The organism is Mesorhizobium prunaredense (assembly GCF_900156895.1).
Lineage (GTDB): Bacteria > Pseudomonadota > Alphaproteobacteria > Rhizobiales > Rhizobiaceae > Mesorhizobium > Mesorhizobium prunaredense.
Genome location: NZ_FTPD01000067.1, coordinates 271,673 through 288,845, shown reverse-complemented (window position 1 = coordinate 288,845; position 17,173 = coordinate 271,673). Strand labels below are relative to the sequence as shown.

Sequence of the window (17,173 nt, the reverse complement as noted above, 5' to 3'; positions counted from 1 at the left end):
TATATACCAATTGTATATGCCAGATTACGCCATGATGCAATCGTCCGCCAACACATCGTTTGCCAACACATGGGCCGGCCGGACACCGGTGGCCTAGATGCCTCGAAGCCTCTGCTTTGAAAGAAAATCCTAAAGACGCCACCGAGTAGGAATGATTTTCTAGGGACAATGTAACACAGCCGTCCTTCGTGTCTCGTCGGCCACCATGCCTTGCCGCTATGGTTCGGCAATAGGTGCACTGCATTGGAGTTCTGTTTTCATGAAGCGAATTTTGCTTGGCGTCGCCACATTGGCGGGCCTGTTCCTGGCATCCTCCCAGGCCTGGTCGGCCGATAGACTACTGAATTCGTCCTATGATGTCGGCCGCGAACTGTTTGCGCAGGTCAACAAGGCCTTCATATCAGAGCACCCCGGCGTGGCCATCGATCAGTCGCATGCCGGGACGTCGGCGCAAGCGCGCGCCATTGCCGAGGGCCTCGGCGCCGATGTCGTCACCTTCAATCAGGTCATCGACATCGACTTCCTGGTCTCGAAGGGTCTTATCTCCGCCGACTGGCAGAAGGATTTCCCCGACAACGCCTCGCCTTTCTATTCGCTGCCGTCCTTCCTGGTGCGCGCCGGCAACCCGAAGAACATCAAGGATTGGGACGATCTCGTGCGCGACGACGTGCAGGTGATCTTCCCCAATCCGAAAACCTCGGGCAATGCGCGCTACACCTATCTGGCGGCTACCGCCTATGCCAAGGAGGCCTTCAAGGGCGACGACGCCAAGGTGAAGGAATTCGTCACCAAGCTGTTCAACAACGTGCCGATCTTCGACTCTGGCGGGCGCGCCGCCACCACCACCTTCGTGCAGCGTGAGATCGGCGACGTGCTGATCACCTTCGAGTCGGAAACGCGCGGCGTCCGCAGGGAGTATGGCGATGATAAGTTCGAGCAGGTGACGCCTTCGGTCAGCCTGCTGGCGGAGTTTCCGGTGGCGATCGTCGACACGGTCGCCGACGAGCATGGCACGCGTGACCTCGCCAAGACCTATCTCGACTTCCTCTACACGCCGCAAGGCCAGGACATCGCCGCCCGCAACGGCCTGCGGGCTCGCGACGCGGCGGTCGCCGCCAAATACAAGGCCGAGTTTCCCGATGTCCGGCTGCTGACGGTGGAAGATGTCTTCGGCGGCTGGGCCAAGATCCAGGCCGAGTATTTCGCCGCCGGCGGAGTGCTCGACCAGACCTATGGCAGCCGCTGAGCCAAGCGATCTTCGAAATCGATGGAAAGCCGGCTTTTGCCGGCTTTCTTCGTTTTCGCGCTCCGGACAGGTGATTTCCCGCACGTTCCCAGCGCGCCGTCCAAAACGTCACGAACAATCAACGTGTTTGTGCCTACTGTGCCATCGGACGGCTTGTTTCGCGAAACTGCGTCGCGCGACAAAACGTCATGATTTGCACACAAACAACCGCCAGATGCGGGCGGTTGGGGTTTTCATGAACTGAATCGGGCATGCTTACCAAAAAAGGCAAATACGGCCTCAAGGCCCTCGTGCATCTGTCAGGCTTGCCGGTCGGCCAGCTTGCGTTCGTCAACGACATTGCGGTCGCCAACAACATCCCGAAGAAATTCCTGGATGCCATTCTGGGCGAATTGCGCAATGCCGGCTTCGTCCAGAGCCGCAAGGGCAAGGAAGGCGGCTATCGCCTCGCCCGCCCGGCCTCCGAGATCAAGATCGGCCATGTCGTGCGCGTCCTCGACGGGCCGCTGGCGCCGATCCCTTGCGCCAGCCGTACCCAATATCAGCGCTGCGATGATTGCGACGAGGCGACATGCCAGGTCCGGAACATGATGCTGGAGGTGCGCCATGCGATCGCCGAGGTGCTGGACAATCGCAGCCTCGCCGCCATGCGCGACGCCGACAATGACGATTTTCCAGTCGAACTGACGTCACAGATCTGATCTGGCGCCGCTGAGGCGGATCCGCGCCAGCGACCCCCCTTCACGAATTCGCCTCGACCAGACTCACGGCATCGCCGACAATCTCGGCGATCGGGCGCGTCGCATCGAGCGTCAATGCGTTCTCGTCGGCTGCCGGCGCTTCGAGCGTGGCGAACTGGCTGTCGACCAGGCTTGCCGGCATGAAATGGTCCTGGCGGGAGCCGACGCGCTGCTTTGCGGTCGCCGGATCGATTTCCAGATAGAGGAAAACGATATCCTGGCAAAAACCGCGCAGACGCTCGCGATAGCTGCGCTTGAGCGCCGAGCAGGCGGCGACGACGGCTTGCCCGTCGCCGACCGGTCCGGCAATGCGCCGGCCGATCGCGTCGAGCCAACCTTCGCGCAATGCGTCGGTCAGCGGCTCGCCGCTTGCCATGCGCGCGACGTTTTCCGGCGGGTGCAGCCTGTCGCCCTCGACGAAGACGGCGCCAAGTGCCGCCGCCAGCGCTTCGCCGACGGCCGACTTGCCACAGCCGGCGACGCCCATCACGACGACGGCCGGTGCGGACCGAACCGGATCCCTCTGTACGTATGCTGCCTTGTCGTCCACGATGCGGATCAGCGGCTTGCCGGCGCGCGGCCATAAAGCAAAAGCATGGCGACGATGACGACGCCATAGATGATCTGCCGCCCCGCCTCCGGCATCTGCATGACGGAAAGAATGGATTGCAAAAGCGTGATCAGGATGACGCCGGCGACCGTGCCGAGGTAGGAGCCGCGCCCGCCGAGGATCGAGGTGCCGCCGAGCACCACCGCGGCGATGGACGGCAGGAGATAGGCGTCGCCCATCGACTGTGCCGCCTTGGAGGCATAGCCGGCCAGAAGCACGCCGCCAAAGGCCGAGAGCCCACCGGACACGGCGAAGGCGATCATCACCACGCGCCGCGTGTCGATGCCGGAGAGGTAGGCGGCGCGCTCGCGATTGCCGATGCCGTAGACGGCGCGGCCGAAGCCGGTGCGGGTCAGCACGAACACCATCGCGGCACCGATCAGCGCCCAGATGATGACGGCGTTGGGCACGCCCGGAATGGCAAAGCCGGTCGCCAGATAGCGCATCGCCCGGGTCGCCGAATCCTGCGGCGAGAACCCGCCCGTGTAGACCACCATCAGCCCTTGCGCGACGGCGTTGGTGGCAAGCGTGATGATCATCGAGGGGATGCGCAGATAAGCGACGCCGATGCCATTGACGATGCCGATCAGCACCCCACAGAAAATGCCGAACGGGATCGCAAGCGCCACGCCAACCGGCCCGAAGGCCGCCATCGCACTGGCCATCATCGCGCCCACCGCCACCGACCACGGCACCGACAGGTCGATCTGGCCGAGCAGGATGACCAGCATCATGCCGGTGGCGATGACGCCCAGAAACGAAGCCACCTTGAGCTGCTGCAGCAGATATTCAGGCGACAGGAAGCTGCGTGAGTAGAGACTGCCCACAAACAGCAGCAGCACGATGCAGGCAAAGGCGGTCAACACCGCCGGATCGGCGCGGCGGATGAATTTCGGCATGCGGCCGGCAATGCCGCCGATAGTCGTCTCGCTCACAGGAACCACTCCAGCCGGTTGCGGACCCGGAACAGGGCGAAGGCGCCGAGGCTGACCGCGATCAGCAGGATGACACCCTGGAACAGCGGCTGCCAGAGCGGATCGAAATCGAAGACGAACAGCAGGTCGCCGATGGTGCGGAAGGCGAGCGCGCCGAAGATCGCACCGATGGCGCTGCCCTTGCCGCCGAACAGCGACACGCCGCCGAGCACCACGGCGGCTATGGAAAACAGCGTGTAGGCATTGCCGCTGGCATAGGCCGCATCGCCGGTATAGGTGAAGAACGTCAGGAACAGCCCGCCGATCGCGGCAAGCAGCCCTCCGAGCGCGTAGGCGGCGAACTTGCCGCGCCGGATCGGCACGCCGGACATGTAGGCCGCCATCTCCGACGATCCCGCCGCATAGGCCGCGCGACCGAGCACGGAGCGGCTGAACGGCACCCAGACCAAAAGCACGACGGCCAAAAGCACGACCAGGCTCGCCGGGACCACGCCGAACAGGCGCCCGGTCAGGGCGTCGGCGAGATCCTCGTTGACCGAACCGCCCGGAAAGGGTCTTAGCAGCAGCGCGATGCCGAAATAGACCGCGCCGGTGGCAATGGTGGCGACGATCGGCTGAAGCCGTCCATAGATGACGATGGCGCCGTTGATGGCGCCGCACAGCAGCCCGGTGCCGAGCACCGCCACGACCCCGAAGGCGGTCTCGATGCCGGTGCCGATGACCAGCCACGAGGCCAGGCAATTGGTCAGCGTGAAGATCATGCCGACGGAAAGGTCGATGCCTGCGGTGATCACCACCAGCGTCTGCGCCATGGCGACGAAGGCGAGCAGCACGCCCTTGTTCGACGCCGTCTGCACGACATTGGCGGTGAAGCCCGCCGGATGGTTCGAGGTGTAGATCGTGAACATTACGATGAAGATGCCGAAGGCCAGCAGCGTTCCGCGTTGTTCGGCAAGCCAGTAGCGCCAATCCTTCACGCGTCCGCTCCCAGGCTAACGGGCATCTCTTCGCCATGGATGTTGAGCGCGCTGGCGATCAGCGCCCGCTCGGTGATCTCGGGACCGACCAGCTCGCGCTTGACCGCTCCGTCATAGAGCACCAGCACCCGGTCGCAGCAGCCGATCAGCTCGTCATAGTCGGTTGAGTAAAACAGGATCGCCGCACCTTGATCGGCGAGCTTGCGCATCAGCTGATAGAGTTCCTGCTTGGTGCCGACATCGATGCCGCGCGTCGGATCGTTGAGCAGGATGATGCGCGGCTGCCGCATCAGCCATTTGGCGATGACGACCTTCTGCTGGTTGCCGCCGGACAGCGCTCCGACCGGAATGTCGAGACCCGCCGTTTTGATCGCCAGCAGACCGACCATGTCGTCGATCAGCCGCTGCTCGGCGGCACGATCGATGATGCCGGCCCTGGACAGCCGGTCGAGTGCCGCGAAGGAGAGGTTCTCGCGCACCGTCATCGGCAGCATCAGGCCTTCCGTCTTGCGGTCCTCCGGGATCAGCGCCATGCCGATCCGGTCACCGCGCGCGGCGGCCGGACTGGCGATGGCGACCGGCTTGCCGTCGATCAATATCTGGCCGGACAGGCCGCGCAGCACGCCGAAGAAGGCGAGCAGCAATTCGCGCTGACCCTGGCCGTCGAGACCGCCGAGGCCGACGACTTCGCCTGCGCCGACCGTGAGTGAGATATTGTCCAGCCGGTCGGTCCACGACAGTTTTCGCGCCTCCAGCACGGGAGCGGCGGTGGCCGGTGCACGCACCGGCTTCGGCGGAAAGATGTGGCTGTATTCGCGCCCGATCATCAACTCGACGACTTCGTTGTCGCTCTTCGAGCCTGCCTTGTAGCTTGCGACATTGCGGCCGTTGCGAAACACCGTGCACTGGTCGGCAAGCTCGGCGATCTCGTTCATCCGGTGCGAGATGTAGAGCAGCGCCAGCCCTTCCGAGCGCAGCCGCTTCAGCACGCCGAAGATCTTGGCGACGTCGGCCGCGGTCAGCGCCGAGGTCGCCTCGTCGAGGATCAGGATGCGCGGCTTGCGTGCCAGCGCCTTGGCGATCTCGACCATCTGCCGTCTTGAAAGCGGAAGGTCCTTGACCAGCGCCAGCGGGTGGATGTCGGCGGCGCCTGCACGAGCCAGGGCTTCTTCCGCGATGCGGCGCTGCGCCTTGCGGTCGATCATGCCGAAGCGTTTCGGCGGATCGGAAATGACGATATTGTCGGCGACGCTGAGTTCGGGAACGAGCGACAGCTCCTGGAAGATGCAGACGATGCCGGCCTGGTTGGCGGCAGCCGGCGAGGCGAAGGTCACCTCGCTGCCGTCCAGCATCATGCGGCCTTCGTCAGGCGCGACGACGCCCGCCATGACCTTGATCAGTGTCGATTTGCCGGCGCCGTTTTCACCGAGGACGGCGTGGATGCTGCCTGGCGTGACGGACAGCTCGGCCTTTTCCAGCGCCCGCACGCCGCCATAGCGCTTGGATATGCCTTCCATGCGGAAGAGCGGAACCGCACCGTCCATCGGCCCCTCCCAAGGCGCTTGTTCTTCGGGACCGGCGCCGCGGGATGTTCCGCGGCGCCGAGCGATCAGTCTACTGGTTTTCCTTGCTCTGGCCCATGATTTCCTGCGCGGTGAAGTTGATGCCGCAGGTCGGGAACGAGTTGCCGACGAAGAAATTGTCGGACTGGTCGGGGAAATAGTCCTGGCCTGCCTTGAAGTTCGGATCCTCGACGATCGCCAGCGGCAGCTTCACCGACTGCGGGACGACCTGGCCTTCGAGTGCTGCGATCGCCGTCTTGATAGCAACCGCCACCTGCGCCGGACCGGTACCGGCTGACGAGCATTTCAGCCCGTCGGCTGCATGGGCCGCGCAGAACTTGCGGAAGCCGTTCTCTGTTTCGCCGCCGAACGGTACGAACGGATGCTTGGCGTCGATCATCGCCTGGACGATGCCGGTGTCGCCGCCCTGGCCGGTGATGCCGACGAACGGACCATTGGTGGCGATCGCGTCAGCCGTGACCTTCTGCGCTGTCGGATCATCCCACTTGCCGGCGACTTCGGTGACCTCCCATTTCTTGCCCGAAGCGTCCAGAACCTCATGGATGCCGTTATGGCGGTCGGTATCGACCGACGTGCCGGCAACGCCGCGCACCTCGAGGAGCTTGCCGCCATTGGGAATATGCTTGATCAGCCAGTTGGCCCACAACTCGCCAAGGCCTTTCTGGTCGACATTGACGTTGATGGCGTCCTTGGTGTCGAGAATATTGTCGAAGGCGACCAGCACGACGCCGGCTTCCTTGGCACGCTTGATGACCGGTCCGAACGCCGTCGGATTCTGCGCGTTGACGACGATGGCGTCATAGCCGGAATCGATGAAGTTGTTGATCGCCGAAATCTGCGCCGGTACATCCTCGCCGGTCGACACGACCTTGAATTCCTTAAGCTTGGCAGCGACGTCTTTTTGCGCTGCGTAAGCTTTGGCGGTCTGGATCATCTGGATGCGCCAGGTGTTGGCGATATAGCCATTGGCGAGCGCGATGCGGTAGGGGCCTTCCTTCTTGGGGAACTTGAAGAACTGCGTGTCGGCAGCCCATGGCACGAAGCAGTCCGGCTCTGCGGCCGGGCCCTTGACGATTTCGGGGTCGGCGATGGCCGACGAGCTCAACATGACGAATGCAGTGGCGGCAACGATGCCGCCAACGAGTGACTTGATCATTGATATTCCTCCCAGTTGCAGTTTCTGATTGTTTTTACGCGTCTCGCCGCGTCTGGCCCGGCACCTCCCGCCTTGCCCGTCGCGCTTTTCAGGTGGCCGAATGCCAACCCGATCTCCCTCCTTGTCGCCCGGTAAACCGGAGTAAAAACTATCATATTATACATAATAAACAAGCATTGGCTGTCGCTTATATATAATAAACAGACTTCGGTCTTTGCCGCGAGTTTTCGCCCAGAGGCGGATGGTAGCGCTACCATGACGTTGTGTAAAGCGTCATTTCGCGATCCCTGGAAAGTGCTTTCAGCGGGCAGTGCTCTCGCGGCGCTTGAGTTCGAAGCCGAGATCGACGACCGGCTGTTGCGGCCGCTTGCCTGCAATCGCCGCGAGCGCCATGGCGACAGAAAGCCGGCCGATCTCGTAGCGAGGCGTCCGGACGCTGGTGACGGAGGGAAAAGCCACTTCCATCATGTCGAGATCGTTGAAGCCGGTGATGCCGATCGTCTTCGGCACGGCGATCGAGGCGCGGTGGCATTCGAACAGCACGCCGAGCGCGATGTCGTCATTGTTGCAGAAAACTCCGTCCAGCGTCGGCATCCTGGCCAGCGCATCGCGAAACAATTCGCGCCCCAGCGTCACACTGGACGGCACAGGCGTGGTGGTGACCAGCCGCGCGTCGAACAGGCCGGCCGCCTCCATTGCCGCGCGATAGCCGGCCAGCCGCCGCTGCGAGCGCGGGTCCATGCGCGCGCCCATGAAGCCGATGCGGCGATAGCCCATTTCGATCATGTGCTCCGTCGCCGCCTTGCCGCCGTCGAAATGCGAGAAGCCGACCATCATGTCGACGGGATCGGGGCCGGTCTCCATGACCTGAACCACCGGGCAGCCGGCGGTCTCGAGCAGTCTTCGCGACGTGGGCGTCTGGTCGATGCCCGCCACGATCAACGCCGCCGGGCGCTGCGGGCCGAACACCTGCAGCAGCCGTTCCTCCTCGAGGCCGGAATAATGGGTGTTGCCGAGCTGGATGCGGTAGGAGCTGTCCGACAGGCTGTCATAGATGCCACGCAGCACTTCGGCAAAGACGCTGTTGGTGAGCGACGGCACCAGCACGCCAAAGACCTCGGCGCGCGCCGAAGCCAACGCTCGCGCATTCGGGTCGGGCAGATAGCCGAGCTCATCGACGGCCGCCTGGATCTGGCGGCGCAGATCCTCCGAAACGCGCTCCGGCTCGCGCAAGGCGCGGGAGACGGTGATGGCGCCGACGCCGGCCTTGCGCGCGACATCGGCGATCGTCGGACGGCCGCCGCCGCGGCGCGAGCGCGGTTTGGTCACAGCCTTGCCCCGAACGCGGCGCCTTCGCCCAAGCGCGGCCACGAAATGCTGTTCAGCGTCTTTGCCACTGTCGCCATGCCAACCCATACTTACCAGTGATTTTGGCTGCCGCACTCGTCTGGCGTCGCGCAGCCTTAGCCCATTGTCAAGCGAACCGGGCAGGACAGCTACCCGAACTCGGGTAGCGCCACAGTTTGAATTTCGGCTGTGGGTGGTGAGCGGGCGTCTTGTCGTCCACCGTGCTCAGGCCTCTACGCCGTGCGTCGTCCGCTGCGCCACCTCTTGGCGTAGGGCAACGCGAACAGGTAGAGACCGCTGAGCATGAGCAAGCCGAGCGGGATCAGCGGCATGAGGTATACCCAGTAGGCGGGCTCGACACCTACGCCCAAGCTGATGAAGATGGCAGCGACGACCGCCGTAAAAATGATCGACAGCCAGCGGTGGAATTGCCGAATCCACGTATTCCAGTTCATTTGGGACCTCCTCTGAAGACGCGCCGCGCGACCCGCTTGGCGGCTTTTTTGCTACCTTGTTTCGTTGACGGGCGTCTTGTTGAGCATGGCGTTCGCCCGCAGATGCCTATGGCGCCGGCACGGCTATTCTATCCGCGCCACGACCTGCTCCAGGTTCGCAAAGAACCGCTGCCATCCGTGTTGGGCGCCCTGATAGTACTGCTGCTGGTCCGGCCGGAAGCCCAACTGCTCCATGCGCAGATGGGTCCCGGTGCTCGTAGGGGTGAGCGTCCACGTGACGACACTCTTGAGATCCTTGGTATCCCACGTGTAAGACAGCGTCTTGTTGGGCTCGACTGCCTGGACCTGACAGTCGACCGTCCCCCAGTCCGCGCTCAGATTGAAACGGTGCCCCTCGTCTGGCTTGAAATCGTTCTTCATCAGCCACTCCTCGATCAGGTGTGATTGGGTGAGCGCGCGCCAGATCTTTTCCGGCGGAAAAGCGACCTCCCGTTCGACAACGACGGCGCGCGTTTCGGTCTCAGTACTGGTCATTGGTCCATCCTTTTGAGCAGATCTTCGAGGTTGTCGAACCGGCTTTGCCAGAACCCAGCCATTTGGTTTGTCCAGTCGATCAGCGGGGCCAGGGCGCCAAGCTCCGCGCTGTAGTGCGTGTTGCGGCCTTCGTGGCGATCGCGCACCAACCCGGCCTGCTTCAGCACCCCAAGATGCTTTGACACGGCCGGTTGCGAGACCCCGGCCCGAGCGGTCAGGGCCGCGACGGTCTGGTCTCCGTCGCGACACAGCCGCTCGAAGATGGCCCGTCGCGTCGGATCGGCGAGCGTTTTAAAGAGGATCTCGTGGGACTGTGACAATCGATAACTCGCTGGCTATTGGAAAACCAATAACCGCCGAGATATGTGTAGGTCAAGCACGAACGTGGCCGGCATCCGCGTCTCACGAGCCACCGCCATGTCTCTTCCATCGCTCTGGCCAGCGGCAGGCCACCGGGGTCAGTGCTCAGGCCATCGCCGCGGCGCTGCGCCGTGCCTTCCACAGCAGCAGCACCATGGCCGCTATGTTCAGCAGGTTCCAGGCGATGCCGTTGAGGAACGCGGCGGCGTAGGAGCCGGTCAGATCGTAGATCCAGCCCGACATCCAGCCGCCGATTGCCATGCCGACGATGGTTGCCATGATTACGATGCCGACGCGCTGGCCGGCCTCTCTGGCGGGCATGTATTCGCGCACGATGATGGCATAGCAAGGCACGATGCCGCCCTGCGACAGGCCGAAGACCAGCGAGACGACGTAAAGCGACGCGAGCCCGTCGAAGGGGATGTAGAACAACAGCGACAGGGCTTGCAGCACCGAGCCGACCAGCAGGGTTTTCACGCCGCCGATGCGATCGGCAAGGAAGCCGGACGCCAGCCGGCTGACGACGCCCGCCGCCATCATGATCGACAGCATGTCGGCGCCTCGCGCCACGCCGTAGCCGAGATCCATGCAATAGGCGACGATATGGACCTGCGGCATCGACATCGCCACGCAGCAGCCAAGGCCGGCGACGACGAGCAACACCTGCAGCGCTGCCGGTGACAGCGAGATCGGCTGGACCGGCCGGCTGCCGGGTGAACCGGGAGCGGCGGCATGTGGTGCGCCGCGCCTGAGCAGCAGGATCAGCGGCAGCATGGTGGCGAGGCAGACGACGCCGATCGCGGCATAGGCGAAGCGCCAGCCCTCGCTCTGCATGACGTAGGGCATTGCCAACGGCCAGATCACCCCGGCGAGATAGCTGCCGGCGGCGGCAGCCGTCACCGCAACGCCGCGGCGGCGGTTGAACCAGTGCGAGATGTCGGCGATCAGCGGCCCGAAAATCGCCGACGTGCCGACGCCGATCAAAAGCCCCTGGACAAGGGTGAACTGCAGCACCGAAGTGGTCAGCGACGCCAACAGGAACCCGGTACCGAGCGTCACCGAGGCAATGAGCGCCGGTATCCAGTAGCCGATGCGGTCGATGGCGCGGCCGACCAGCACATTGCCGACGGCGAAGCCGACCATGGTCGCGGTATAGGGCGTCGAAGCGGCGGCGCGATCGACGCCGAATTCGGCCTGCACGGCGGGCAGCACTACGACCACCGCCCACATGCCGACACCGCCGATCGTCGCCAGCAGCATCGAGATGCCGAGCCGCAGCCAGGCATAGGCGCTGTCTATGCCGGGGCTGCTTGCCTGGCTGGAGGCGGTTGTGGTCAAGGCGTTTCCTGTCCGCGGTTGTGCGCAAGTCGACGGGTTCGACACCACTATCGGCACATTGGCGGCGCCGTGCAGCGCCACATCGCGCAATTCCGTGGCTCCAGGGATTTGAGCTGCAGTGGAACGGTGGCCGCCGTCCCGGAGTTTTTCATCAACTTGCCAATAGGCCAATAGAAGGAAGAAGGAGTTTGTCATGACCGCGAAAAGGAAATGGTCGGCCGAGGTCACCGAGCACAGCGATGCGCTGGACCTCGAGGAACATATCTTCGAATCCCACGACCCCAAGAAGATCGCAGCCTCGTTGAAGCGATCGGCCGAACACAGCGACCGGCGCAAGGCCGAGCCGTTCCAGTCCGCCATGTCGATGCTGAATTTCTACATCAACCGCGCCGGCAAGAACCTGCCGGCCAAGCAGAAGAAAGCGCTGGAGGACGCCAAGGACGAACTGCGCGCCGCGTTTGGCCGCCCGAGAGAGCACTGAGACGCCGGCGGGATGACGATGGCGACGCCCGGCGGTAGATTGGCCGCAGGACACCCCGCCACTTCGTCGTCCTAGGGCGGAGCAAGGAGCGAAGCGACGCGGCGCAGACCCTAGGATCCATGCCGTTACATCAGCCGAAGAATGCTGCGGCTCAGAATAAAAGCGCTCTGTTGCGATCCTTCGCGCCCCCCTCTGTCCTGCCGGACATCTCCCCCACTTGGGGGGAGATCGGCAGCTTTGCGGACGGCGTCCTTTTTGCAAGGCTGGTTGGCGAAATCAGTGATAAAGGCCGATCTCCTTCCTTGCGGCGGAAATGTCCGGCAGGACAGAGGGGCGCGCTGTCCCTCCACGATCAAAGGTCCTGCACCGCAGCTGCAGTGGTCCCGCGCTATATCAGCGCGATTTGATGACGCTGTCGGTGTTGGCCAACAGCTTGCGCACCGCGTTGCGTGCCGCATCCGGCCGCTGCAGGCGGATGCTCCTTTCGATCGCCTCGTGCAGCTTCTGCGCGTGCTGCAGATCGTCCAGTTCCCGCGTCGTATAGGCGAACAGATGATCGAACGCCGATTCGATCAGCACGCCGAGCGGCACCAGGAGGTCGTTGCCGGAGGCGCGCAGGATCGCCAGATGAAAACGCGTGTCGGCGCGGGTGCGCTCCTGCAGCGTCGCCGCCGCGCCCATCTCCCGGCAGGCCCGGCTGATCTCGGCCATCTGCTCGTCTGTACGCCGCATCGCGGCAAAGGCGGTCGCTTCCGGCTCGATGATGTGGCGGAACTCCTGCACCGTTTTCAGGAACACCTCGCGGTCGGGCGAGGTCGCGTACCAGGCCAGCACGTCGCGGTCGAGCAGGTTCCAGCGCTCTTTCGGCTCGACCCAGCTGCCGATCTTTGGACGCGACGCCAAAAGGCTCTTGGCCATCAGCATTTTGATCGCTTCGCGCACCGCCGAGCGGCTGACGTCGAAAGTCTCGGACCATTTGGCCTCGTTGGGAAGGATGGTTCCCGGCGGATAGTCGCCGCGCACGATCCTGAGACCGATTTCGTTGGCCAGCGATGCATGCACGCTCGACCCCGGCATACGCGCCGCGTCGGCCCGACGCACGACAGCCGGGCGCTCGGCGGACGCCGTTTTGGCCGGTGTTTTTCTCTTGTTCGGCTTCCCGTCCCGCATGCATTCACAAAGTCCGGATTCCGAAAGCTGTCAAGCGCGGGAAAAGCCTCGGGCTGCAAAGCCTGCTTCTGTGCACAGATCAGCCCGGATGCATCGATCCCGTCATGCCGTCTTGACGTATTTCCGCCAGCTGTGTTCCGGGCGGAACCCGAGCAGGTCCCGCGCCTTGCGGTTCGAAAGCAGCGTCTCGTATTCCCCGAGCTCAACCTTGACCGGCACGCCGGGATAAAACCGCTTCAAGAGTACGGCAGTCGGCAGGTCGGACGAGGTGTCGTCATTGGCGGCGTTGAACACCTGATAGCCGAGCCCGTCCTTCTCGATGGCGCGCAACGTGATCTGGCCGAGGTCGCGCGCATCGACATAGCTCCAGGCGATGCGCTTGCGAAAACCCGGATCGGCGAACCATTTCGGAAACAGCGAATATTCATGCGGCTGGATGACATTGCCGATGCGCAAGGCATAGATGTCGATGCCGCTGCGCAGCGCGAAGGCGCGCGCCGTCTTCTCGTTGACGATCTTGGACAGCGCATAACTGTCCATCGGGTCGACATCATAGTCCTCGTCGAGCGGGAAATGCGTCGGGTTGCGCGGCTCGTTGGCGAAGACTAGGCCGTAGGTGGTCTCGCTGGAAGCGATCACCACCTTGCGAATGCCGAGCTTCACCGCCGCCTCGATGACGTTGTAGGTGCCGAGTGCGTTGATGCGGAACACCTCGTTGTCGGGCGTGATCATGATGCGCGGAATGGCCGCGAAATGCACCACGGCGTCGACCGGCTGCGCGCGCAGCGACGGGTCGAATTCATGCAGGCCCATATAGCTCGACAGCGCATTGAACACCTGCCCGCTGTCGGTGATGTCGGTGATCAGCGTGCGCACCTTGGGATTGTCGAGCGGCTTGGTGTCGATATTGAGCACCTGGCAGCCCTGCTCGACCAGATACTGCACGACATGACGCCCAGCCTTGCCGCTGCCGCCGGTGAACATGATCCGCTTCGTCATTTTGCTCTCCACATTCTCCAGGATTCATGTGTATTGTCAGACAATATCGAAGTCTGCAATCGTCTGCCAACCGCTTGCGGCAAAAACCCGCTTCAACAATTCGCCTGCCGAAGTGCGGCGCCGTCATCGAGACCGCAACAGGGATTACACGCCATGAACACCACCGCCGCGAGCGAAAAGATCGGCTTCATCGGCCTTGGCCTGATGGGACACGGGATCGCGAAGAACATCGTCGACAAGGGCTATTCCCTGACGTTTCTCGGCCGCAAGAACCGCGCGCCGGCGCAAGACCTGCTCGGCCGCGGCGCGAAGGAAGCCGCGACCTCGCGCGAGGTGGCAGTGGCATCCGATATCGTCTTCATCTGCGTCACCGGCTCGCGCGAGGTCGAGGCCATCATCCGCGGGCCGGGCGGCCTCAAGGAGGGCTTGAAGCAGGGTTCGGTGGTCGTCGATTGCTCGACCTCCGACCCGACCTCGACGGTGGCGCTTGCCGCCGAACTCAAGGCGATTGGCGTCGACTATGTCGATGCCCCGCTCAGCCGCACCCCGAAGGAGGCTTGGGAAGGCACGCTCGACGCCATGGTGGGTGCATCCGACGCGGTGTTTGCCCGGCTGAAGCCAGTGCTCGACACCTGGGCCGGGCGTATCGTCCATATCGGTGACACCGGCGACGGCCACCGTATGAAGCTGCTCAATAATTTCATCTCGCTGGGCTATGCGGCGATCTATTCTGAGGCGCTGGCGCTGGCCGAAAAGGTCGGCATCTCGCCGCCCCGCTTCGACAGCGTCATCCGCAACGGCCGCATGGATTGCGGCTTCTACCAGACCTTCATGCGCTGGACGCTGGAAGGCGACCGCGACGCGCACAAATTCACCATCGCCAACGCCTTCAAGGACCTCACCTATCTCGAATCGATGGCCGGTGCCGCCGGCATCGCCAACCCGCTCGGCAACGCCACCAAGAACGCCTTCGCCGGCGCATTCGCCGCCGGGCCCGCCGATCAATATGTGCCGATGCTGGCGACGCATATCGGCAAGGTCAACGGCATCGATTTGACGCCGACGAAGGATGGGGAGAAGCCGACGATTTGAGGCGATTGGCTCGCCGTACCTGATAAAAGTTGGCGCTGCCCCTCATCCGGCTGCCGCCACCTTCTCCCCATGAAAAACGGGGAGAAGGGACAAGCTCCAGCGCTGGCCTCCCCCTCTCCCCGTTCTTTACGGGGAGAGGGTAAGGGTGAGGGGCAGCGCCGACTTTGCGGTATAAATCACCGCCGCGACCGCCCGATAACCTCGTCGGTATTGGCAAGCAGCCTGTGCACGGCACTTCTTGCTGCCGCCGGATGCGCCGGAGACGGATGTTCTTCTCGATCGCCTCATGCAGCGCCTGCGCCCGAGGCTGGTCGCGCTGGTTTCGCGCGTGACGAAAACGAAGAGATGATCGAGCGCCGATTCGATCAGCACACATCGCGGCGGCGACCACACTGGGCGTCGCTCGCGACTCAGCGCGATCAAAGCCATCACGATCGAGACGAGAGTCGTCAGTGCATTGGCAGGATGTTCTGGTTGAGGCGGAACAGATTGTCCGGATCGTATCTGTGCTTGATTTTGGCGAGCCGCGCGTAGACCTCGGCCCCGAAGGCGTCGCGCACGAGATCCGCACCTTCGCCATGGCCTGGGAAGTTCAGGTAGAGGCGGCCGGTCGAGTAGCGCTGCATGTCCTGCCAGAAGCTGCGAACCCAGCCGATGTTCGCATCGTCATCGTCAGCGCCTGGCCAGATGGCGTCGAGGCTGAGCATGAAGGGCATGGAGCGGTCGCCGAAGGCGGTCGCATCGGCTGCAACGCGCTGGACGAAACCGCCGAACTTCCAGATCGAGGCGAAGGTCATCTCGGAGGGCCGCTTCGCCATCCGCGCGGTGATCTCCCTGATGACCTCGTCATCGAGGCGCGAGAGGTAGGTGGATTTCCAGTAGCAGCGGTCGCGGCCTTTCGGGAACAGGTCGTCATAGAGCGACTGGATGGTGCGATACGGCATGCGGCCGCTGAAATCGACGAGCGGTTCGCCAAAGCTGCGCAGCGGAGCCACGACGCGCTCGCCCTCGTCCGCCGGTCCGTCATAGACATGCGCAAGCGCCAGGACGCGGCGGCCCCAGGCGTGTTCGGGAATGGAGGGATCCTCCGGAATGGTGGAGAACTCGGCCAGCCCGCTCAGGCGGTCGGTGGCGGTTTGCATGAAGTCGCGCCAGAGCGGAATGATCTTGTTGGCGCGCTCTTCGGGATAGGCAGGACCGCAGAACATCAGCTCCGGTTCGATCGGGTGCAGCTTGAACTCGAAGCTCGTCACCACGCCAAAATTGCCGCCGCCGCCGCGCAGCGCCCAGAAGAGATCCCGGTTCTGCGTCGCATCGACATGGATGAGGCGTCCATCGGCGGTCACCAGATCGGCGGCCAGCAGATTGTCAACGCTGAGGCCGTGGCTGCCGCGCAGCCAGCCGATGCCTCCTGAGAGTGTAAGGCCGGCAACGCCGGTCGCCGAGATCAGGCCGCCCGGCGTGGCGCGGCCAAGCGGGGTGGTGGCCGCATCGACATCGGCCCAAATAGCGCCGCCCTCAACGAAGGCACGATCGAGGCCGGGCGCGACCCGCACGCCATTCATCAGCGACATGTCGATCATCAGGCCGCCGTCGCAGACGGCATAGCCTGCAACATTATGGCCGCCCGAGCGGATCGCGATCGCCAGCCGCTCTTCGCGCGCGAAATTCACCGATGCCGCGACATCGGCAGCATTCCGGCAGCGCGCGATGACGGCGGGACGGCGGTCGATCATGCCGTTCCAGACGACCCGCGTCGCATCGTAGGACGGGCTAGACGGCTCCAGCACCTCGCCACGCATCGTTGAACGGAAGCTTTCGATGCTCGATGGTGCAAGGGTGGCGGCGGTGGCCATGTGGCGGTCTCCTCGTTTCACGCACGCTAGCGCAGCACCGGCACGACCACTAAAGTCAAAAATGCTGGAAGGCTGTCATTTCTGCCATGGTTGAACAGACCGGCCCATTGAATGTGGCGATCCTTGCCGTTCCGGAGGCTACCGCCTCCACGATCTACGGCATGTTCGACCTGTTTTCCTCGCCCGGCATGGATTTCCTGTTCATCACCAGCGGTGCCGCGGGCACGCCGCGCATGCGGCCCTATGTGGTTGCTGGGGACGGCAGCGCGTTTCGCGCCGCAAACGGCGTCTGGG

At 63.6% G+C, this 17,173-nt stretch carries 17 protein-coding genes and 1 pseudogene; 5 read left to right on the top strand and 13 right to left on the bottom strand.

From position 1 onward, the window contains the following. Positions 1 to 259 precede the first annotated feature (259 nt). Together BQ8794_RS30715 and BQ8794_RS30710 are read left to right on the top strand one after the other, a co-directional pair. Complete coding sequence (locus BQ8794_RS30715; RefSeq protein WP_077382984.1) at positions 260 to 1,246, top strand: sulfate ABC transporter substrate-binding protein; 987 nt, start codon at positions 260 to 262, stop codon at positions 1,244 to 1,246. Between the two features lie 251 nt (positions 1,247 to 1,497). Next, a complete protein-coding gene (locus BQ8794_RS30710) occupies positions 1,498 to 1,947 on the top strand; it encodes an RrF2 family transcriptional regulator (protein WP_027154320.1) in 450 nt (149 codons plus the stop codon). A 40-nt stretch (positions 1,948 to 1,987) separates the two neighbouring features. On the opposite strand, the gene BQ8794_RS30705 is transcribed toward BQ8794_RS30710, so the two are convergent. From BQ8794_RS30705 to BQ8794_RS30660, 10 genes are all read right to left on the bottom strand, one after another. Then, the gene (locus tag BQ8794_RS30705; protein WP_425293598.1) at positions 1,988 to 2,536 is read right to left on the bottom strand and encodes a gluconokinase; all 549 of its coding nucleotides are present in this window, start codon (positions 2,534 to 2,536) and stop codon (positions 1,988 to 1,990) included. 8 nt (positions 2,537 to 2,544) lie between these two features. Further along, on the bottom strand, positions 2,545 to 3,531 hold the full coding sequence (locus BQ8794_RS30700) for an ABC transporter permease (protein ID WP_077382978.1): 987 nt from the start codon (positions 3,529 to 3,531) through the stop codon (positions 2,545 to 2,547). Then, the gene (locus tag BQ8794_RS30695) at positions 3,528 to 4,508 is read right to left on the bottom strand and encodes an ABC transporter permease (RefSeq protein ID WP_077382974.1); all 981 of its coding nucleotides are present in this window, start codon (positions 4,506 to 4,508) and stop codon (positions 3,528 to 3,530) included. The genes BQ8794_RS30700 and BQ8794_RS30695 overlap by 4 nt, the downstream gene beginning before the upstream one ends. Next, a complete protein-coding gene (locus tag BQ8794_RS30690) occupies positions 4,505 to 6,052 on the bottom strand; it encodes a sugar ABC transporter ATP-binding protein (RefSeq protein ID WP_077382971.1) in 1,548 nt (515 codons plus the stop codon). The genes BQ8794_RS30695 and BQ8794_RS30690 overlap by 4 nt, the downstream gene beginning before the upstream one ends. A gap of 70 nt (positions 6,053 to 6,122) precedes the next feature. Beyond that, entirely contained in the window at positions 6,123 to 7,247 is a 1,125-nt protein-coding gene (locus BQ8794_RS30685) for a sugar ABC transporter substrate-binding protein (RefSeq protein ID WP_077382968.1), read from the bottom strand. Between the two features lie 300 nt (positions 7,248 to 7,547). Then, a complete protein-coding gene (gntR, locus tag BQ8794_RS30680; protein ID WP_077383514.1) occupies positions 7,548 to 8,576 on the bottom strand; it encodes an HTH-type transcriptional regulator GntR in 1,029 nt (342 codons plus the stop codon). 251 nt (positions 8,577 to 8,827) lie between these two features. Next, a complete protein-coding gene (locus tag BQ8794_RS30675; protein ID WP_077382964.1) occupies positions 8,828 to 9,049 on the bottom strand; it encodes a hypothetical protein in 222 nt (73 codons plus the stop codon). Between the two features lie 123 nt (positions 9,050 to 9,172). After that, positions 9,173 to 9,583 (bottom strand): SRPBCC family protein, encoded by a 411-nt coding sequence (locus BQ8794_RS30670; RefSeq protein WP_077382962.1) that lies wholly within the window; start codon positions 9,581 to 9,583, stop codon positions 9,173 to 9,175. Continuing rightward, positions 9,580 to 9,903, bottom strand: a complete 324-nt coding sequence (locus BQ8794_RS30665; protein WP_077382960.1) for an ArsR/SmtB family transcription factor — start codon at positions 9,901 to 9,903, stop codon at positions 9,580 to 9,582. The genes BQ8794_RS30670 and BQ8794_RS30665 overlap by 4 nt, the downstream gene beginning before the upstream one ends. Positions 9,904 to 10,048: 145 nt before the next feature. Further along, complete coding sequence (locus BQ8794_RS30660) at positions 10,049 to 11,281, bottom strand: MFS transporter (protein WP_077383513.1); 1,233 nt, start codon at positions 11,279 to 11,281, stop codon at positions 10,049 to 10,051. Positions 11,282 to 11,474: 193 nt separating this feature from the next. On the opposite strand from BQ8794_RS30660, the gene BQ8794_RS30655 reads away from it, so the two are divergent. Continuing rightward, complete coding sequence (locus tag BQ8794_RS30655) at positions 11,475 to 11,762, top strand: DUF3175 domain-containing protein (RefSeq protein ID WP_077382959.1); 288 nt, start codon at positions 11,475 to 11,477, stop codon at positions 11,760 to 11,762. Between the two features lie 393 nt (positions 11,763 to 12,155). Here the strand turns inward: BQ8794_RS30655 and BQ8794_RS30645 are convergent, their stop codons facing one another. Both BQ8794_RS30645 and BQ8794_RS30640 read right to left on the bottom strand, forming a co-directional pair. Next, positions 12,156 to 12,932 (bottom strand): FadR/GntR family transcriptional regulator, encoded by a 777-nt coding sequence (locus BQ8794_RS30645; protein ID WP_077382957.1) that lies wholly within the window; start codon positions 12,930 to 12,932, stop codon positions 12,156 to 12,158. Between the two features lie 102 nt (positions 12,933 to 13,034). Beyond that, the gene (locus tag BQ8794_RS30640; RefSeq protein WP_077382954.1) at positions 13,035 to 13,931 is read right to left on the bottom strand and encodes an NAD-dependent epimerase/dehydratase family protein; all 897 of its coding nucleotides are present in this window, start codon (positions 13,929 to 13,931) and stop codon (positions 13,035 to 13,037) included. Between the two features lie 153 nt (positions 13,932 to 14,084). Between BQ8794_RS30640 and BQ8794_RS30635 the strand changes: the two genes are divergently transcribed. Then, the gene (locus BQ8794_RS30635) at positions 14,085 to 15,023 is read left to right on the top strand and encodes an NAD(P)-dependent oxidoreductase (RefSeq protein ID WP_077382951.1); all 939 of its coding nucleotides are present in this window, start codon (positions 14,085 to 14,087) and stop codon (positions 15,021 to 15,023) included. Between the two features lie 449 nt (positions 15,024 to 15,472). Here the strand turns inward: BQ8794_RS30635 and BQ8794_RS30630 are convergent, their stop codons facing one another. Next, positions 15,473 to 16,879 carry an FAD-binding oxidoreductase gene (locus BQ8794_RS30630; RefSeq protein WP_077382948.1) on the bottom strand — a complete coding sequence of 469 codons (1,407 nt, stop codon included), beginning with the start codon at positions 16,877 to 16,879 and terminating at the stop codon, positions 15,473 to 15,475. Positions 16,880 to 16,965: 86 nt separating this feature from the next. On the opposite strand from BQ8794_RS30630, the pseudogene BQ8794_RS36140 reads away from it, so the two are divergent. Continuing rightward, positions 16,966 to 17,173, top strand: a pseudogene (locus BQ8794_RS36140) (AraC family transcriptional regulator); the annotation flags it as partial.

What these genes read in the sequence shown, in the direction of transcription:
- BQ8794_RS30715 (WP_077382984.1), top strand. Translation starts at nt 260, where the DNA reads ATGAAGCGAATTTTGCTTGGCGTCGCCACATTGGCGGGCCTGTTCCTG.
- BQ8794_RS30710 (WP_027154320.1), top strand. Translation starts at nt 1,498, where the DNA reads ATGCTTACCAAAAAAGGCAAATACGGCCTCAAGGCCCTCGTGCATCTG.
- BQ8794_RS30690 (WP_077382971.1), bottom strand. Translation starts at nt 6,052, where the DNA reads ATGGACGGTGCGGTTCCGCTCTTCCGCATGGAAGGCATATCCAAGCGC.
- BQ8794_RS30685 (WP_077382968.1), bottom strand. Translation starts at nt 7,247, where the DNA reads ATGATCAAGTCACTCGTTGGCGGCATCGTTGCCGCCACTGCATTCGTC.
- BQ8794_RS30675 (WP_077382964.1), bottom strand. Translation starts at nt 9,049, where the DNA reads ATGAACTGGAATACGTGGATTCGGCAATTCCACCGCTGGCTGTCGATC.
- BQ8794_RS30670 (WP_077382962.1), bottom strand. Translation starts at nt 9,583, where the DNA reads ATGACCAGTACTGAGACCGAAACGCGCGCCGTCGTTGTCGAACGGGAG.
- BQ8794_RS30655 (WP_077382959.1), top strand. Translation starts at nt 11,475, where the DNA reads ATGACCGCGAAAAGGAAATGGTCGGCCGAGGTCACCGAGCACAGCGAT.
- BQ8794_RS30645 (WP_077382957.1), bottom strand. Translation starts at nt 12,932, where the DNA reads ATGCGGGACGGGAAGCCGAACAAGAGAAAAACACCGGCCAAAACGGCG.
- BQ8794_RS30640 (WP_077382954.1), bottom strand. Translation starts at nt 13,931, where the DNA reads ATGACGAAGCGGATCATGTTCACCGGCGGCAGCGGCAAGGCTGGGCGT.
- BQ8794_RS30635 (WP_077382951.1), top strand. Translation starts at nt 14,085, where the DNA reads ATGAACACCACCGCCGCGAGCGAAAAGATCGGCTTCATCGGCCTTGGC.
- BQ8794_RS30630 (WP_077382948.1), bottom strand. Translation starts at nt 16,879, where the DNA reads ATGGCCACCGCCGCCACCCTTGCACCATCGAGCATCGAAAGCTTCCGT.